A 16024-nucleotide genomic window follows, 5' to 3' on the forward strand; every position below is an offset into this window, starting at 1 on the left:
AATCGATCAAATTAGTAAGATTTTTTCTGGCGTCTGTCACCTGAAGAACGGCGATCGTTTGAACGCTTTTTATCGTAGGAAGAACGGTTGTTGCTTTTCCCTTTTCCGCCGCGGTAGCCGCCGCCTTGACCGTCTCTGCGTTTAGAAGAGCGCTGGTTCTTGTAGCGTTTGCTGACCATCGGCGCTTCGTCTGTTAAGCGAACCGGTGTGTCGTCTGGCTCTTTTGTAGCCATTTTGATAGCCGCCGCAACCACTGTTACTGCATCATGATCTTCAAGCAGCTCAGCTGCCGCTGTCATGTAGAAGTTCAGGTTGTTTTCACTGATTGTTGTGCGAAGACGTTCAACAGTAACCTGCTGCTGACCTTCTAACGCTTCATCAAGTGTAGGCTCCTTCATGCGGTCCATTTTGCGTTTTGTTGTTTGTTCAATTGCGCGAAGCATGCTTTTCTCACGCGGTGTAATGAACGTCATCGCCATACCTGTTTTTCCTGCACGGCCCGTTCTTCCGATACGGTGAACGTAGCTTTCAGGATCTTGAGGCACGTCGAAGTTGTATACGTGTGTAACACCTGAGATATCAAGTCCGCGAGCGGCAACATCAGTTGCGACTAGAACTTCGATTGCGCCTTCTTTAAATTTACGAAGCGCAACCATACGTTTCGCCTGCGTTAAGTCACCGTGAATTCCTTCAGCTGCATATCCGCGAAGATTCAGGGCTTCAGCCAGCTCATCGACACGGCGTTTTGTACGTCCGAATACGATCGCAAGCTCAGGAGACTGAATGTCAAGAAGGCGAGTCAGTGTATCGAATTTTTTGCGTTCTTGCACTTCCAAATAGAACTGCTGAATGTTAGAAACCGTCATTTCTTTCGCTTTTACTTTTACGTGTTCCGGCTCAGTCATAAAGCGCTCTGCAATGCGTTTGATCGGCGCAGGCATTGTGGCAGAGAACAGAAGTGTCTGATGCTCGCTTGGCACGTTTGAAAGGATAGATTCAATATCATCAATGAATCCCATGTTCAGCATTTCATCCGCTTCATCCATTACAACGGTATTTACATTGTTTAAACGAATGGTGCGGCGGTTGATGTGGTCAAGAAGACGTCCAGGTGTTCCGACAATAATATTCGGATTCTTCTTTAACGCCCGGATTTGCCGTCCAATATCCTGTCCGCCGTAAATAGGAAGAACCTTCGCACGTTTATCTTGTCCGATTTTATACAATTCTTCAGATACTTGAATGGCTAATTCACGGGTTGGCGCGATTACGATTGCTTGAATATTAGGAGACTCGGGGTTAATTTTTTCAACAAGGGGTATACCAAACGCAGCTGTTTTACCTGTACCTGTTTGCGCTTGTCCAATGACGTCTTTATTTGAAAGTCCGAGCGGTATCGTTTGTGCCTGAATCGGTGTTGCTTCTTCAAATCCCATACGATTAATTGCTTTCATGAGATCAGAACTTAAATTAAAATCTTGAAACGTTATAGTCAAATTATTCAAACTCCTTCTAATTGCTGTTTCAGTAATGTCGTGATTTACCACTTATAAAACTGCCCTTTAGACAAGAAGGACAGGATCCATCCGTATACAAAGCCCGAATTACTTTAAGTTTTATCTTACCATTACACTATTTGTTTTTCAATAAGATGAGAAGCAGATCGGCATCTCGAATATGCCGGCTGCTGCTCCATCCGCTCCCAAGAATCCAGCGGAGAACTTCGGGTCACGATGAAAAGTCCGGACGAATATGTTCGTATCGCGAAATAACCTATATATATTGTATCATAGCCGCAGCCGGCCAGATATACATAATTTTCGGCCGGCATACATTAGTGTTTGCATATCATGTTATTTTATGATGCAATATGCGTTTTTTCGCAAAATATTTTCTTATGAAAGCGGGCTCTCTATTAAATCTTTAACGATTTCTTCAAGCTTCATACCTCTGGACGCTTTGAATAAAATCAAATCGCCTTTTGATGCGTTTTCCTTCACAGCTTGGAGGAGATCTTTTTTCTCAGTGTAATGGCTGACGCGGTCTTTCTCAAAGTGTTTCAGGGCGCCTTCCGCGATAAAAGCTCCCAGTTTTCCGTACGTAAAGACGCGGTCAATTTTCTCAGGGCTGATCACAGCGCCGCACTCTTTATGGAACGTTTCTTCAAGATCGCCGAGTTCAAGCATATCACCGAGCACGAGCATTTTTTTGCCGTAGCCTTCAAGGCTTTCTGTCAATTGAATTGCAGCTTTCATGGAAGTCGGGCTCGCATTATAAGCGTCATTGATTATCGAAAGGCCGCTGTCTGTTTTGATGAGTTCAAGTCTCATCCCGGTTACCTTTAGGCCGCTCAGTCCTTTTGCCGCATCCTCAGGCGCGATGCCAAAATACGCCCCTGCAGCAATCGCTGCCATGGCGTTCATCACATTGTGCTTGCCGAGTATCGGAATAAAAAACGTTTTTTCTATCCCTTTGATTGTAAAATGGGTTCCTTCCTCACTCTGGCTGACATCCTGAAGCTGATAATCATTATGCGTTCCCGTACCGTACGTTTTCGTCTGGCAGCTGTATGCATTTTGAAGGAGCGGTTCGTCCCCGATATAAATCAGCACTCCATCTTCTTTAAGCCCGTTAATGATTTCAAGCTTCGCCTCCGCGATGCCCTCTCTAGAGCCGAGGTCTTGCATATGCGATTCGCCGATATTCGTAATCACTGCCGCATCCGGGTTTGCCAAGCGGCTCAAGAGGTCAATTTCTCCTTTGGCGCTCATTCCCATCTCCAATACGGCGATCTCCGTATTTTCAGGCATCGCTAAAACTGTCAGCGGCAAACCGATATGATTATTGAAGTTTCCTCCAGTTTTGTGGACACGGTACTGGGTACCCAATACGGCGTGAATCATATCTTTTGTTGTCGTTTTGCCATTGCTTCCGGTTACTCCGATGACACGCGTGCCAAGCTCCTGCAAATAGGCTTTTGCAAGCTGCTGAAGTGCAGTAAGGGTATCATCCACTAAAATGACGGCGTGATTCTCTGGCGGATTTGGTACTGACCGATCCCAAAGAACAGCCGCTACACCAGCTTCAAAAGCCTGCTCCACAAAAGAGTGGCCGTCAAAACGTTCCCCTTTCAGCGGAATGAAGAGCTGATGTTGTTCCAGTTTTCTTGTATCGGTTGCCACTCCATGAATGACTGTTTGTTCATATTGCGGATTTGTTAGTCTGCCATTAACCATTTCGGCAATGTTTTTTACTGTTCGCTTAATCAAGTAAGGTCCCTCTCTTTCTTTGTATATACGGGAAAAAACACTGCCCTTTTACCGGCAGTGTCCTTCTTCATTAGAATGTATGCTTAATCAATTGTTTTTCAGCGTGGCGTTCTTTTGCAAGCTCCACAAGCTGTTCAATCAGATCAGCATATTCCACTCCGGCTTCTTTCCAGAGCAGCGGGAACATGCTGAAAGGCGTAAAGCCAGGCATTGTGTTGACTTCATTGATCAGAACTTCGCCGTCAGCTGTCAGGAAAAAGTCCGCTCTGACGAGTCCTGAACCATCGATCGCTTTAAACGCCTTGATCGCCATATCACTGATTGTAGCGTATTCCTCATCAGTCACAATCGCCGGAATCATCAGATCAGTATCTCCATCCTCATATTTCGCTTTGTAATCGTAGAAATCTGTCTTCGGTGCGATTTCTCCCACAACAGAGCATTTAGGATCATCATTTCCAAGAACGCCGATCTCAATCTCGCGGCCGTTAATTCCTTCTTCAACGACGACTTTACGATCATATTGGAAAGCAAGCTCAAACGCTTTTTGCAGTTCTTCACGGTTTCGGCATTTGCTGATTCCGACACTTGAGCCGAGGTTCGCCGGTTTTACGAAGCAAGGGTAGCCTAATTCCTGTTCAACCTGCTCACAGCTTTCTTTCGGAGAACGAGTCCAGTCTTTCTTAAGGAAAGCTGCGTATTTAGCCTGAGCAAGGCCAGCCTGAGCAAATAAATGTTTCATGACAACTTTATCCATGCCGGCTGAGGAAGCAAGCACTCCGTTGCCGACATAAGGAATGTTCAACAGTTCGAGCATTCCCTGGATCGTACCGTCTTCTCCGTTCGGTCCGTGGAGGAGCGGGAATACGACGTCGATGGCTTCATTTTGCTGTGACGCTTCCTGCGGAAACATCTCCTGGTTCAGGGCAGCTGGAGAAAAAGCACTGCCTCCTTGCTCAAATTGAAGCATTTTCACGTTTGAAACAGGCTCAGTTAAACGGGCGCCTCTAACCCATTCGCCTTTTTCTGTTATATAAATCGGATGTATATCAAACTTCTCAGTATTTAGCGCTTTGATTACAGCCAGAGCTGTCTGCAGGGAAACATTATGTTCTGCCGACTTTCCTCCGTACACTAATCCTAGACTTGTTTTCAATGGATACTCCCCCCACTACAATTCATCTTTACTATCTTATCATTTTCACCGGAAAATGATCTAATTATTTTTGGGCATGCTGATGTTGAATGCATTTGTATGTAATTCCTTTTTATTTTATATTAAAATGGCATTGAAAAGGAGATGTGACATATGAAAAAAATCACAACAAACGAACAATTTAATGAACTGATTCAATCCGATAAAGAAATCATTGTAAAGTTTTATGCTGATTGGTGCCCAGACTGCACACGCATGAATATGTTCATCGGCGATATTTTGGAAGAATACAACCAAAACGACTGGTATGAGCTGAATAAGGACGAGCTTCCTGACCTGGCTGAAAAATACCAAGTAATGGGCATTCCCAGCCTGCTTATCTTCAAAAACGGTGAAAAAACAGCTCACCTTCACAGCGCCAATGCCAAAACGCCTGAAGAAGTGACTGAATTTTTATCTGAACATATAAGCTAATTCGTTAAACAGCCTTATTTTATGTCGTCAGGCTCTACATGAACATGAACATGAGTGACATCGTGTTCATGTTTTATTTTGTCTTCTACTTCATCCGCCACTCCATGGCCTTCTTCTACTGTAAGCTTCGGATCAACCGTAATCACCATCTCGATATGAACTGTACTGCCTAAATACCTCGCTTTCACATCCTTTAGGCGATGCACATTTTCGATCCTGCCGACGGTCTGTTTGTAAGGCTCAAGATCTTTTAAATGGAAGCCGTCTGTTAAGGAATGTGAAGCGTCTTTAAAGATATCCCACGCAGTTTTGCAAATGATGATGCCGATGATAAAAGCCGTTACCGGATCAATCCACGGCAGCTTCAGCTGGGACGAAAAAACACCGATAAACGCGCCGGCACTTACAAAAGCGTCTGACCTGCTGTCCTTTGCCGCTGCCATCAGGGCAGAGCTTTTAATGGACGCTGCCAGCCTTTTGTTATATAAATAGATGCCATACATAAACACAGCACTGCCTAACGCCGTCCATGCCGCGATAAGATTTGGCGTTTCCGTTGTGCCGCCCGCAATCGCTTTTCCTCCGCCGATTAACACTTCAATGCCGACTGCCATCATAATAAAAGACGCAACAAGAGACGAAATTGTTTCAGCCCGATAATGGCCGTATGGATGATCGCTGTCTGCCGGTCTTTGAGAAATCCGCAATCCTATCAGCACCGCTACTGACGCAACAATATCTGTTCCATTATTTAACCCGTCTGCTCTCAGCGCTTCAGAATGATATAGAATCCCGATAACTAGCTTTACAACAGCAAGGATGACATATGCAAAAATATTGAGGAGCGCCCCTTTTTCTCCCTTTTTCAGATTTTCTGTCCGCTCCATTGAATACCAGCCTCCATTCTATTACATAGTATGGTTCAAAACATGAAAAATAGCAGGGTGCGTTCAATGAAGCGGAATATTTCGACAGCAAATTATTGCCCGGGAAACTTTTTGTCGATTTGTTGAATGTTTGTAAATTGGCCAAGAATAGGACTCTTTTCATCTTTACAGGCTATTGCGGACATTGTATACTGAAGTTAATTGATAATGATTATCAATATCGTTTGATTGGAGGTTGGTGACACAATGACACCTCAGTCTGCAGAAATCAGAAAAAAACAGCTCATTCATCTGTTAATACAGAATGGTATATACAAAAAGTCAAAGCGTCATCTGTATGAATTGTCGCTGACGGAGTTAGAAAGTGAATACAAACATGTCAGGAGGGCGCCGGAGCATGCCGAAGCGTAAAGTGAAAACTTACCAACAGCTGATCCAGGAAAACAAAGAGGCGATTATGGGCAATCCAAAGCTGATGAACGTTATTTATGACAGGATCGACCGCAAGCATCAAAAAAATCTGCAAGAGCAAAACAATACATAAAAAGAGCCGGTAAGGCTCTTTTTTTTATGACTCAAACGCTTCAGCTGCCAGCTTGTGTATCACGGCGTCATCCATCGGCGGGTTGTGAAGACCGGCGCGCACATCACGGTAATAGCGCTGAAGCGGGTTGGTTCGTTCCAGGCTTTTGGCCCCGACAATTCTCATCGCTTTATCAACAACAGACAGCGCAGCGTTTGTGACGATATGTTTCGCCGCACCGAGCTCGCTGGTCAAGTGTGGACGCCGCACCGGATCGTCATACAATTGAGCGATATGGAAAAGAAAGTGTCTGGCATTGAGCAGTTCAAGCTCCATTTCGCCTGTTCTTTGCTGTACGGCCGGGACATTCTTGATCGGTCCATTCAAGCTGTTTGGAGAATACTCAGATGCAAATTGCACTGCATAGTCACGAGCAGCTTGAGCCACACCAAGATAAATCGCAGGAATGTGAAGCAGCCAGCCATTCGGCTTAGCTCCACGAGGCCCTTGAAGCAGTTCCACCAGCTTATTCTCATCAAGCATTACTTCGTTCAGTACAAGGTCATGGCTCCCAGTCGCCCGCATCGCCATCATATCCCACGTTTCTTCAATCGACAAGCCGGGATCATCTTTATGAATGAGAAACACGCCTGTTGTTTGTTTGTCCTCAATCCATGCGGTTACTAAAAAATAATCCAGAGCTTGTGACATCGTCGTAAAGGTTTTTCTCCCGTTCACTGCCCATTTGCCATCCTTTTTGACGGCGTGTGTACCGGGACGCCCTCCTCTTGTCGGGCTTCCGGTTTTCGCTTCAGTCGCCGCCCTGTTAATGACGGCTCCGTTTTGGACTTCCTTGGCAACAAATGCAAATACGTCTTCATCCCAGCTGTTGCCTTCTCCAAGCTCCCCGATCACGCTCAAATGCCAGCCGATGCTAAGAGCCGTCGGAGCATCTCCCCGTGCAAGCCGTTCTTGAAACAAGAGCATATCGTAAACAGAAATGCCCCCTCCGCCATGAGATGCCGGCAATGTTAATGCTGTATACCCAGCATCACGCAGTTTTTGTATTTTCTCTGCAGGAAAACGTCCCTGTTCGTCATCTTCAGCAGCTGTTTGCTGAAATTCATCCGCAATCCGTCCGATTTTCTCCATCCATTGCCGCTGTTGATCGTTTTGTATAAATAATGACATCCGGCAGCCCCCCAGTTTTAATTCCGATAAATTTAATATGTATTATAGATTTCCTGCCATTTTTCCGCAACTGTTAACCTTTTGCCCAGTATAGAAAAACACGCCGTTCCCCAAGGGAACAGCGCGATTACACAGGATTTGCATCCCGGTCTTGTTTCATGCCGAGATAAATCAGCATATATGTCAGGTAACCCATCGTCATCACCAGGCCGCCAAAGAAAAAGCTTGAGAAAATCGGCTCTTCAAAAGCGGTCACTGCGGCCAACACAATCCAGCTGGCATACAGATAGATGATAAAATAGCGGATGCCCGTCTTCATTTTATATATCATGTACAGTCCCACGAGAGAAAACAACCCAAGCGCGAGCCTGAAATAAACAAGATGTTCAAACTGAAACATGAATGACACAAATGAGAATCCAAGCAGCAATACGATCGGTAAAGCGGTAATAAAGTTCCTCAATCGAGACACCTCCGTCAGTACCTTTAGTATAAACCAAAATATCAAATGATATTGATTTACGTGAGCTTTTTCACAAAAATGTCATTCCTTGCCTTTAGACCCGAACATCCCGTTTACAGAAGCACCACCAGCCAACAACGATGAAGAATATGGCATGTATGATGAGAATTCCAATTGAAAACAATGGCGTCATGCCTGAAAACAACGCTGTCTCTCCGCTTCTGTATTGCGTAAAGTCAGTGTTCGCAAAAAGCAAAAAGCTGCCCCACTTGTTTTCAAACAACTTCATGAGCTGAACAAGTGTACTCGCTCCGTATAAAACGACAAAAGAAACAACAACTGCTACCGCGCTATTGCGGAACAGCGAAGAACAAAGCAGCCCGAATAATCCCATCATTACAGCTTCAAGCCAGTTTGACCCGATCAGCGCCAAGGTGTTGACCAGCAATGTCTTTGATTCCGCAGTCACCGATGTGCCAAAAAACACGAGACCGAATAATAATGCCAGAATGTAGTATGCCAAATACAAATAGAAGCTGACCATCACGACTGTGATTAATTTTGACCAAAAGACCTTTTGGCGTTTAACCGGACGAATGAGCAAAAATTTGATCGTCTTTTTATCAAATTCCATCGAAACAATTGTTGCTGCAATTACGATCGTTAAAGCCTGCAGCAAAATGTTCAGGCTCGGTGTATACGATAAATAGCCGATGAAGTTTTCATCTGTTCCGGCACTGATGACAATCCGTTTAATGATCAATGCCATGAAGAATTGAAAGACAGCCATCAGGATAAGAGAAACCAAAGTGACCTTCCGATTAAAAAGTTTCATATGTTCATTCCAAATTAATTTAGACAAGCTCTTCTCCCTCCTCTTGATGAGCTGTTGTCGCTTTTATAAATTCGTCTTCCAGTGACTGCGTGTAAGGCGTAATGGAAAATACATTCAGATCTTGTCCGACAAGTGATCGGTTCAGCTCCGGTATGTTTTCTTTTGCCACCTCAACTACAATCGTCCCGTCTTGGCTCTCAGCTTGATATTGATTGCCTGTCAGCCAATTGAGCGCTTTTTCTTGCGGCTGCACTTCTATAATCGCTTTTTCTGTGGTTTGATCGGTTCCTTGTAAGCTGACTTCCGCTTTGATCTCACCTTTTTGAATGATGATGACACGGTCGCACAAGTCTTCAACCTCGCGCAATAAATGAGTGGCGAACAGGACAGCTGTTCCTTCCATTTCTGCGAGTTCCTTAATATGATCCCGAAAATCCTTCATCCCCGCAGGATCGAGGCCGTTTGTCGGTTCATCTAGAATGAGAAGCTTCGGCCGGTGAAGAATTGCCTGGGCGATTCCCAGACGCTGGCGCATCCCAAGGGAATAGGTTTTCACCTTATCATGAATCGCTGACGTCAGCCCGACACGTTCCACCACTTCATCAAGCCGTTCATCCGCTATTTTTTTGTGCATATTCGCAAAGTGCTTGAGGTTTTCCCAGCCTGTCAGGTACGGATAGAACTCAGGGTTCTCAACAATCGCTCCAACCGCTTCCATCGCTTTTTCAAACTCTGTATCATGCTGGAATCCGCTGATTGTCACGCTTCCGCTGTTTTGTTTCAACAGCCCGACGATGATACGGATGAGTGTTGTTTTTCCGGAACCATTCGGACCGAGAAGGCCGATGATTTCACCCTCCATGACGTCCATGCTGATCTGTTTTAAAATCTGTTTAGACCCAATTTTTTTATCGAGGCCTTCAATATGTAAAATCGGCTCAGCCATAAAGCCTTCCTCCTTTTTCGACAAAAAATAAACAGTGCCCAACATTAGGCACTGTTTGTATTATAGCATTTGTTGCTTCCAAATGTTTGGTTAAACCGATGATGAGCGTTTGCTCCGACTGTTTGTTCTTTTCAGTTTCCGTACTGATGACAAGCATTGTCACCTGTTGTGTTCACCACTGTGCAAGGCAATGCCAAGCTCCGATTCCGAGTCTTAATTCCATGCCCTGAACAGGCAGGCCGGCAGATCGAGGCACACTCATTATTCGATTTTAAACTACTTTTTATCGCTATTCTCTCGGGGTCCTTTAGACCTATCTTCCTTGTTGGTGACATCCAGAATATCAAGGAGAAACACAAAGATCGGAATCCCGATAATTAAACCCCAAATGCCGAAGAAGTGTTCAGAGAAAATGAGTACTGTGAAGGTGAAAAAGATTGGCAGCTCTGTTTTCGCCGACATCAGCTTCGGATTTAAGAAATATGTTTCGATCGCATGAATGGCGAATATGACAAGGACAATGTAGAGCACATACATTCCACCGCCAGTGCTGTAGGCGATAATGCTGAGCGGAATCAGGGAAATGACGACGCCTGCTACAGGGATCAATCCAAGGAAGAACACCATAATCGAAAGCCCAAACAGCTGCGGAAAATGCATAATCCAAAGCGCGATAAACGTCAGAATACAGTTGACGAGCGCAATGATAAATTGAGCCTCGAGCACCTTGCCGAACGTTCTTGCAAATTTGCTTCCGAAAAAAGCAATCTCCTCATAAAAGACCCTAAGTTTGCTCGTTTTAAATTTCGCCATGAATTCAGAAAGCCGTTTTTTCTCAAATAAGAAAAACATGCTAAGAATGAGCGCCATCACGACCTGCAAGCCGAATGTGCTGATATCGGCCAGATACGTATACACTACATTGAAGCCCTCTTTGACATATGAACTGATGTTAATATCTCCGAAGACACTGGTGATCTCATCAAAGAAAGGGATGCTGTCAGGATGATACGCAATATGTTTAATCTGCTTTACCAGCTGCTGGATCTGCGCCGCGACGACCGGATAAAACACAAAGCCCCCGACTGTAAGCAGCACAGCCAGCAACATGTAAAGAAACGTAATGACAACCCGCTGGCTCACGCGGAAGAACTGGCTTACAAACTGCCGCACGACAAGCTCCAAACGATCCATTAGAAATGTGAAAATGAAGGTAAGCAATATTAAGTTGATCATGCTCTTAAATAGATATAACACACCAGTTAACACGACAAAGATGGAGAAACGCCTTACTCCCGGGTGCTGAAAAAATTTAACTAAAGCGGCCATTTATACACTCCTGTTAGGACAAACGTCCTTCATTCAATATAGTATCCATTTGTAAATTATATAACAAAAAAATGCTGAGGTCTCTGTCCTTACCTTAATAATTCTTAAACAATTAAAAAAACGGCCCATGGATGGGCCGTTCTTTTTTCAGACTGCTGTTTTCATTTTTTTCATGCCTTCAACAGCCTCTATGCTTTTTGCTTCATCAAATTCATTTTCGCTTTTGGCAACAATGATCGTGGCGATTCCGTTTCCGATCAGGTTCACAATGGCTCTTCCTTCACTCATGAAACGGTCGACCCCGAGCAGGAGTGCAAGCCCCTCCAGCGGAATGACCTGCAGCGCTGACAGCGTTGAGGCAAGGACGATAAATCCGCTTCCCGTCACACCTGCCGCTCCCTTCGATGTCAGCATCAGAACGAGGATAATCGTAATTTGCTGGCCGATGCTGAGGTCTACTCCAAACACCTGTGCCAAAAAGACAGTCGCCATTGATAAATAGATGGATGTGCCGTCGAGGTTAAACGAATAGCCCGTCGGAATAACAAGCCCGACAACGGATTTGGAACAGCCGTAGCGCTCCATTTTATCCATCATACGCGGAAGCACCGATTCGGAAGAGCTTGTGCCAAGCACGATCAAAAGCTCATCCTTAATGAAGCGAAGGTAATTCCACAGGCTGAATCCGTAAAGCTTGCAGATGATATTTAAAGCAACAAATACGAACAGGAACATCGTAATATAAACAGACATCATTAAGCTTGCCAGCGGTTTGATGGAATCGAGCCCGAAGTGTCCGATTGTATACGCCATCGCCCCGAATGCCCCGATTGGCGCGGCACGCATAATGTAGCCGATAATTTTGAAAAAAACGTGAGAAACCTTGTCGAAGAAATCAATGACGCTTTTTCCTTTTTCGCCTAATGCCGCAAGACCCACTCCGAAAAGAATAGAAAAGAATAAGACCTGCAAAATGTCCCCTTTTGCGAAGGCATCAACCATGTTGGACGGAACAATGTGTGTAATAAATTCAATCCAGTCGATTCCCTGACCGCCATTTTGCGTGTATTGTGATACATCTCCTTTTTCAAGCTTGCTGTAATCAAGACCCGCACCCGGCTTCATAATATTGACGACAAATAAACCGATAATGAGTGCGAGGGTGGTGACAACCTCGAAATAGATAAACGCTTTTCCCCCTACTTTTCCAACCTTCTTCATATCGCCCATTTTTGCAATCCCGAGAACGATTGTGAAGAAAATGATTGGTGCGATCACCATTTTAACAGCGTTGATAAATGTATCACCAAGCGGTTTCATTTCTTTGCCGACATCCGGCCAGACCAGCCCGACAATGACCCCGATGATGACCGCGGTTATGACCTGAACTGTTAAATTTTTAAACAGTTTCATATCCTTCATCCCCCTGTCCTATTCGCCTTTTGTGTCTTTCTTACTAGAATGATAGCGTTTTCATACAGTCTGGGGAAGTTTATGATCATAACGGACATTTTGGTCTTTTTGGTCTCAGGTTTATCCTTTTAACACGTAGCGGTTGACCGGCCGGCCGACTCCGCCGTATTGAACGTCCAATTTGATGATCCCGGTTTTTTCTAAGTAATCAAGATATCGTCTGGCTGTCACTCTGGCGATGCCGAGCGCCTTGGCAACCTCTTCAGCAGAAAGGGATGCGGTTTGCTGTTTCAAAAAAGCAGTGACTTCATTCATCGTGAAGTGATTCAACCCTTTCGGCAGATCCTGTACGGCCTGCTGCGGAATATTCAGGATCGCATCGAGCTGTTCCTGGGACAGCGTATCATTCGCTTCGATTTTTTGTTTATATTGCTTGTACTTTTCGAGTGCCTGTCTCATTCGCTCAAGCTTAAACGGCTTTAAGATATAGTCAACCGCCCCGTTTTGCAGCATGAGTGAGATCGTTTCCTTGTCTTTTGCAGCGGAGACGACAATGACATCCACTTCAAGCTTTTGCTTTCTGATCTCCTGCAAGGTCTTGATGCCGTCTTTTTTCGGCATGTACACATCGAGAATGACGAGATCTGGCTGTTCTTCTTTAATCAGCTTCATGCCTTCCTCTCCGTTTCCTGCCGTTGCACAGACAGTAACGCCTTTAACAGTTGTAATGAAATCCTTATTGACCTCTTGAACCATCGGATCGTCTTCAATGAGCAGAACCTTCCATTCTTTACGAGCCATGCTGTGCTTCCTCCCCCTTCATTGGAAAAACGATAGAAAAAGATGTCCCCTGCCCCGCATGTGAATCAACTTCTATCGTGCCCGATCCTTTGTCTATGATTTGTTTCACTAGATACAGGCCATAGCCTGTGCCGCCAGTTTTATTGACCGTAAAACCTTTGTCGTAAAGGCGAGGCATATGTGCCGGATCAATTCCGCAGCCGTTATCTTCTATTAAAATAGCGAGGATATCATCTGTTTGTTCGATACTAATGTCAATTCGTTTGTCTTCAGATTGAACGGTTTCAAATGAGCCGAAGGCATTTTCAATCAGATTCCCCAAAAGCACCACAATATCATGCTGATCAACATGCTCGGGAAATTGCTGAAGACTGCTGTTTTCATCTATATGAACAGCAATGCCGAGCTCTCTTCCCCTTCTGATTTTACTTAAAAGAAGGCCTGCCGCAGCGTCATTTTGAATCGAGCGGTGCAGAAATTCAGTCACATTTTCCTGCTCAGTTGACGCCTGGAATGCAAGCTGCAAGGCTTTTTCAGATTTCCCCAGCTGGATGAGGCCGGCGATCGTGTGCAGCTTATTCATATGCTCATGGTTTTGGACACGGAGCGCCTCCACAAAGTTTCTGACACCAGTCAATTCCTCTGCCATCTTGGCCGCTTCCGTTCTGTCCTGAAAAATCGCAACGGCGCCGATCACTTTTTTCTTCATGACGATCGGAATTCTGCTGCTCATGATGACTTTTCCGCTGACACGAATTTCTTCATTATAAACCGCTTTGTTCCGCTCCACGATTTCGGGCAGGCGCGAATCCTTGAGTACCTCCCAAATCACCTTGCCGATCAGATCCCCCTGCACTTCAAAGATCTGTTTCGCTTTTTCATTGAAAATCGTAATAATGAGACGATTGTCAATGGCGATCACCCCTTCATTCATCGAGTGAAACGTCGCTGTCCGTTCTTCATACATTCGGACAATCTCATGGGGTTCAAGCTGAAACATTTGTTTTTTGATATGGCGGGCCAGCAAAAAGGAACCAGCAAGGCCAAAGCCGAGTGTCAGCACAACGATGAAGGCGATATCACGCTTTAAATGAAGCAGGATGTCAGCGATCCCCGGCAGCGTTTTTCCGACAAGCACCACGCCTATTTGATTCAGGTCTTGATCCTTAACCGGATAAAAAGCGCGAACCGCCGTGCCGAGCTCGCCCTTTGCTTCAGAGAAATAAATGTGCTCCGCAAACGCTGCCTCCTCGTCTGCACCTTCTGATTTCTTGCCGATGCTTGTGCTGACAGGATGCGTATATCGGATGTGATTCATATCCATGACGACAATATAGTCTGCTTCATTAATCATCCTGATTTCTTCAACCGCATGGCGAACAGCTTCTGTTTGTTTTTTTCGCGCCAAGGCTTCTTTCACTTCTGTCATCTCTGACACCGTCCGGGCCGTATTCATCAGCCGCTTTTTCAGCTCCCGCTCCTCTGTATGCTGAATGTTGCCGATGAGCACAATGCCGCCGATCAAAAAGGAGAAAATGACGAGTATATAGGATAAGATCGTGATTTTCCAACGGATTGAGAGCTTCTTTTTGTTCATCAGCTTCTCCTTTCAGGTCTTTACGAATGTCATTGCCCCCATTATCCTTAACATAGGGGAGGGCTTTTCATGAAGAGTTTGCTTGCATGTCTCGCACTGATGATCGCTGGAATTGCAACCGCTTTATTTATCGGATTCCATGATCATACAGGCAATAAAAAGATTGTTTATGATGACGACCAGGAAGGCCTGCAGGATCAAATCGTGTTTAAATTCAGCCACGTGGTTGCTGAAAATACGCCAAAAGGGCTGGCCGCCAATAAATTCGCTGATCTGGTGAACGAAAAATCAGGCGGGAAAATAAAAATAGAAGTATTTCCGAATGGAAGCCTGTACTCGGACATTGAAGAAATTGAAGCATTGCAAAACGGCGATGTTCAATTTATCGCCCCCTCCACATCGAAGCTCGGCATACTCTCGCCTGAATGGGGAGTGCTTGATCTGCCGTATGCATTTACAGATTACAACGCCGTCAAAAAAGGGCTGAACGGAAGCATCGGCACACAGCTGTTTGATTCTCTAAAGAAAAACCAATTAAAAGGACTGGCCTATTGGACGAACGGCTTTAAGCAAATCACAACAAATCAAGGGCCGGTCAAAACACCGGATGATTTAAAAGGGCAGGATCTGCGCATTATGCAAAGCGATGTGATTGAGGATCAGTTCAAGCTGCTTGGCGCAACACCTCATCAGGAATCCTTCAATTCTACCTTTCAGCTGTTAGAAAACAATGTAGTCGATGGCGAAGAAAATACAATTTCAAACATCTATTCTAAAAAATTTTATAATGTTCAGGACTATTTGACAATAAGCAGCCACGGTTACCTCGGCTACGCTGTCATGACTGATGAACACTTCTGGAAGGCGCAAACACCAGAAACAAGACGCATTTTGACTGAAGCGATGAAGGAGACGACGGAGTGGAATGAAACGTATGCCGAACAAATGAACAAGGAGCAGCTGGAAGAAATCAAAAAGAATTCTGCTATACATATTTATGAGCTGTCAGATAAAGAGAAACAAGAATGGATGAAGCGTCTTGACCCTGTTTACCGGCAGTATGAGCCCATCTTTGGCCGGGAGCTGATCCGGGAACTGTTGGAGCTGCGAAAAGATTCATAGTTCCCATCTCGATACGCT

General features: G+C 45.0%; 16 protein-coding genes. 4 read left to right on the forward strand and 12 right to left on the reverse strand.

What is annotated here, in order from left to right; genetic code table 11:
• Window positions 1-11: 11 nt before the first annotated feature.
• From cshA to NYE22_RS19685, 3 genes are all read right to left on the reverse strand, one after another.
• On the reverse strand, window positions 12-1496 hold the full coding sequence (gene cshA, locus NYE22_RS19675; protein ID WP_003246685.1) for an ATP-dependent RNA helicase CshA: 1485 nt from the start codon (window positions 1494-1496) through the stop codon (window positions 12-14).
• Window positions 1497-1895: 399 nt separating this feature from the next.
• Window positions 1896-3269, reverse strand: coding sequence for a UDP-N-acetylmuramoyl-tripeptide--D-alanyl-D-alanine ligase (gene murF / locus NYE22_RS19680; RefSeq protein ID WP_124048499.1), 1374 nt, complete (start codon window positions 3267-3269; stop codon window positions 1896-1898).
• 70 nt (window positions 3270-3339) lie between these two features.
• Window positions 3340-4425 carry a D-alanine--D-alanine ligase gene (locus tag NYE22_RS19685; RefSeq protein ID WP_014475870.1) on the reverse strand — a complete coding sequence of 362 codons (1086 nt, stop codon included), beginning with the start codon at window positions 4423-4425 and terminating at the stop codon, window positions 3340-3342.
• A 153-nt stretch (window positions 4426-4578) separates the two neighbouring features.
• On the opposite strand from NYE22_RS19685, the gene NYE22_RS19690 reads away from it, so the two are divergent.
• The gene (locus NYE22_RS19690; protein WP_003234326.1) at window positions 4579-4899 is read left to right on the forward strand and encodes a thioredoxin family protein; all 321 of its coding nucleotides are present in this window, start codon (window positions 4579-4581) and stop codon (window positions 4897-4899) included.
• A gap of 14 nt (window positions 4900-4913) precedes the next feature.
• On the opposite strand, the gene NYE22_RS19695 is transcribed toward NYE22_RS19690, so the two are convergent.
• Entirely contained in the window at window positions 4914-5786 is an 873-nt protein-coding gene (locus NYE22_RS19695) for a cation diffusion facilitator family transporter (protein ID WP_014475869.1), read from the reverse strand.
• Window positions 5787-6032: 246 nt separating this feature from the next.
• Here NYE22_RS19695 and NYE22_RS19700 point away from each other — a divergent pair, with 246 nt between their 5' ends.
• Window positions 6033-6197, forward strand: coding sequence for a Fur-regulated basic protein FbpA (locus tag NYE22_RS19700; RefSeq protein WP_003225157.1), 165 nt, complete (start codon window positions 6033-6035; stop codon window positions 6195-6197).
• On the forward strand, window positions 6151-6330 hold the full coding sequence (gene fbpB / locus NYE22_RS19705; RefSeq protein ID WP_010886410.1) for a Fur-regulated basic protein FbpB: 180 nt from the start codon (window positions 6151-6153) through the stop codon (window positions 6328-6330). Before NYE22_RS19700 ends, fbpB begins: the two co-directional genes overlap by 47 nt.
• 24 nt (window positions 6331-6354) lie before the next feature.
• On the opposite strand, the gene NYE22_RS19710 is transcribed toward fbpB, so the two are convergent.
• From NYE22_RS19710 to dctS, 8 genes are all read right to left on the reverse strand, one after another.
• On the reverse strand, window positions 6355-7500 hold the full coding sequence (locus tag NYE22_RS19710) for an acyl-CoA dehydrogenase family protein (protein WP_003234334.1): 1146 nt from the start codon (window positions 7498-7500) through the stop codon (window positions 6355-6357).
• Window positions 7501-7627: 127 nt separating this feature from the next.
• A complete protein-coding gene (locus NYE22_RS19715; RefSeq protein WP_003225151.1) occupies window positions 7628-7963 on the reverse strand; it encodes a hypothetical protein in 336 nt (111 codons plus the stop codon).
• A 94-nt stretch (window positions 7964-8057) separates the two neighbouring features.
• Window positions 8058-8825 carry an ABC transporter permease gene (locus NYE22_RS19720; RefSeq protein WP_015715273.1) on the reverse strand — a complete coding sequence of 256 codons (768 nt, stop codon included), beginning with the start codon at window positions 8823-8825 and terminating at the stop codon, window positions 8058-8060.
• Entirely contained in the window at window positions 8818-9744 is a 927-nt protein-coding gene (locus NYE22_RS19725) for an ABC transporter ATP-binding protein (protein ID WP_003246573.1), read from the reverse strand. Before NYE22_RS19725 ends, NYE22_RS19720 begins: the two co-directional genes overlap by 8 nt.
• 276 nt (window positions 9745-10020) lie before the next feature.
• A complete protein-coding gene (locus NYE22_RS19730; protein ID WP_003246523.1) occupies window positions 10021-11073 on the reverse strand; it encodes an AI-2E family transporter in 1053 nt (350 codons plus the stop codon).
• 147 nt (window positions 11074-11220) lie between these two features.
• Window positions 11221-12486 (reverse strand): C4-dicarboxylate transporter DctP, encoded by a 1266-nt coding sequence (gene dctP, locus NYE22_RS19735; RefSeq protein WP_003246626.1) that lies wholly within the window; start codon window positions 12484-12486, stop codon window positions 11221-11223.
• Between the two features lie 120 nt (window positions 12487-12606).
• Window positions 12607-13287: a two-component system response regulator DctR gene (gene dctR / locus NYE22_RS19740; RefSeq protein ID WP_003234347.1), complete on the reverse strand. Its 681-nt coding sequence runs from the start codon at window positions 13285-13287 to the stop codon at window positions 12607-12609.
• Window positions 13277-14884 carry a two-component system sensor histidine kinase DctS gene (gene dctS / locus NYE22_RS19745; protein ID WP_033883548.1) on the reverse strand — a complete coding sequence of 536 codons (1608 nt, stop codon included), beginning with the start codon at window positions 14882-14884 and terminating at the stop codon, window positions 13277-13279. The genes dctR and dctS overlap by 11 nt, the downstream gene beginning before the upstream one ends.
• Window positions 14885-14953: 69 nt before the next feature.
• Between dctS and dctB the strand changes: the two genes are divergently transcribed.
• Window positions 14954-16006: a C4-dicarboxylate TRAP transporter substrate-binding protein DctB gene (dctB, locus tag NYE22_RS19750; protein ID WP_169037949.1), complete on the forward strand. Its 1053-nt coding sequence runs from the start codon at window positions 14954-14956 to the stop codon at window positions 16004-16006.
• The last annotated feature ends 18 nt before the right edge of the window (window positions 16007-16024 follow it).

Origin of the sequence: Bacillus sp. FSL K6-1560, assembly GCF_038592935.1 — a bacterium.
Classification (GTDB): Bacteria; Bacillota; Bacilli; order Bacillales; family Bacillaceae; genus Bacillus; species Bacillus subtilis.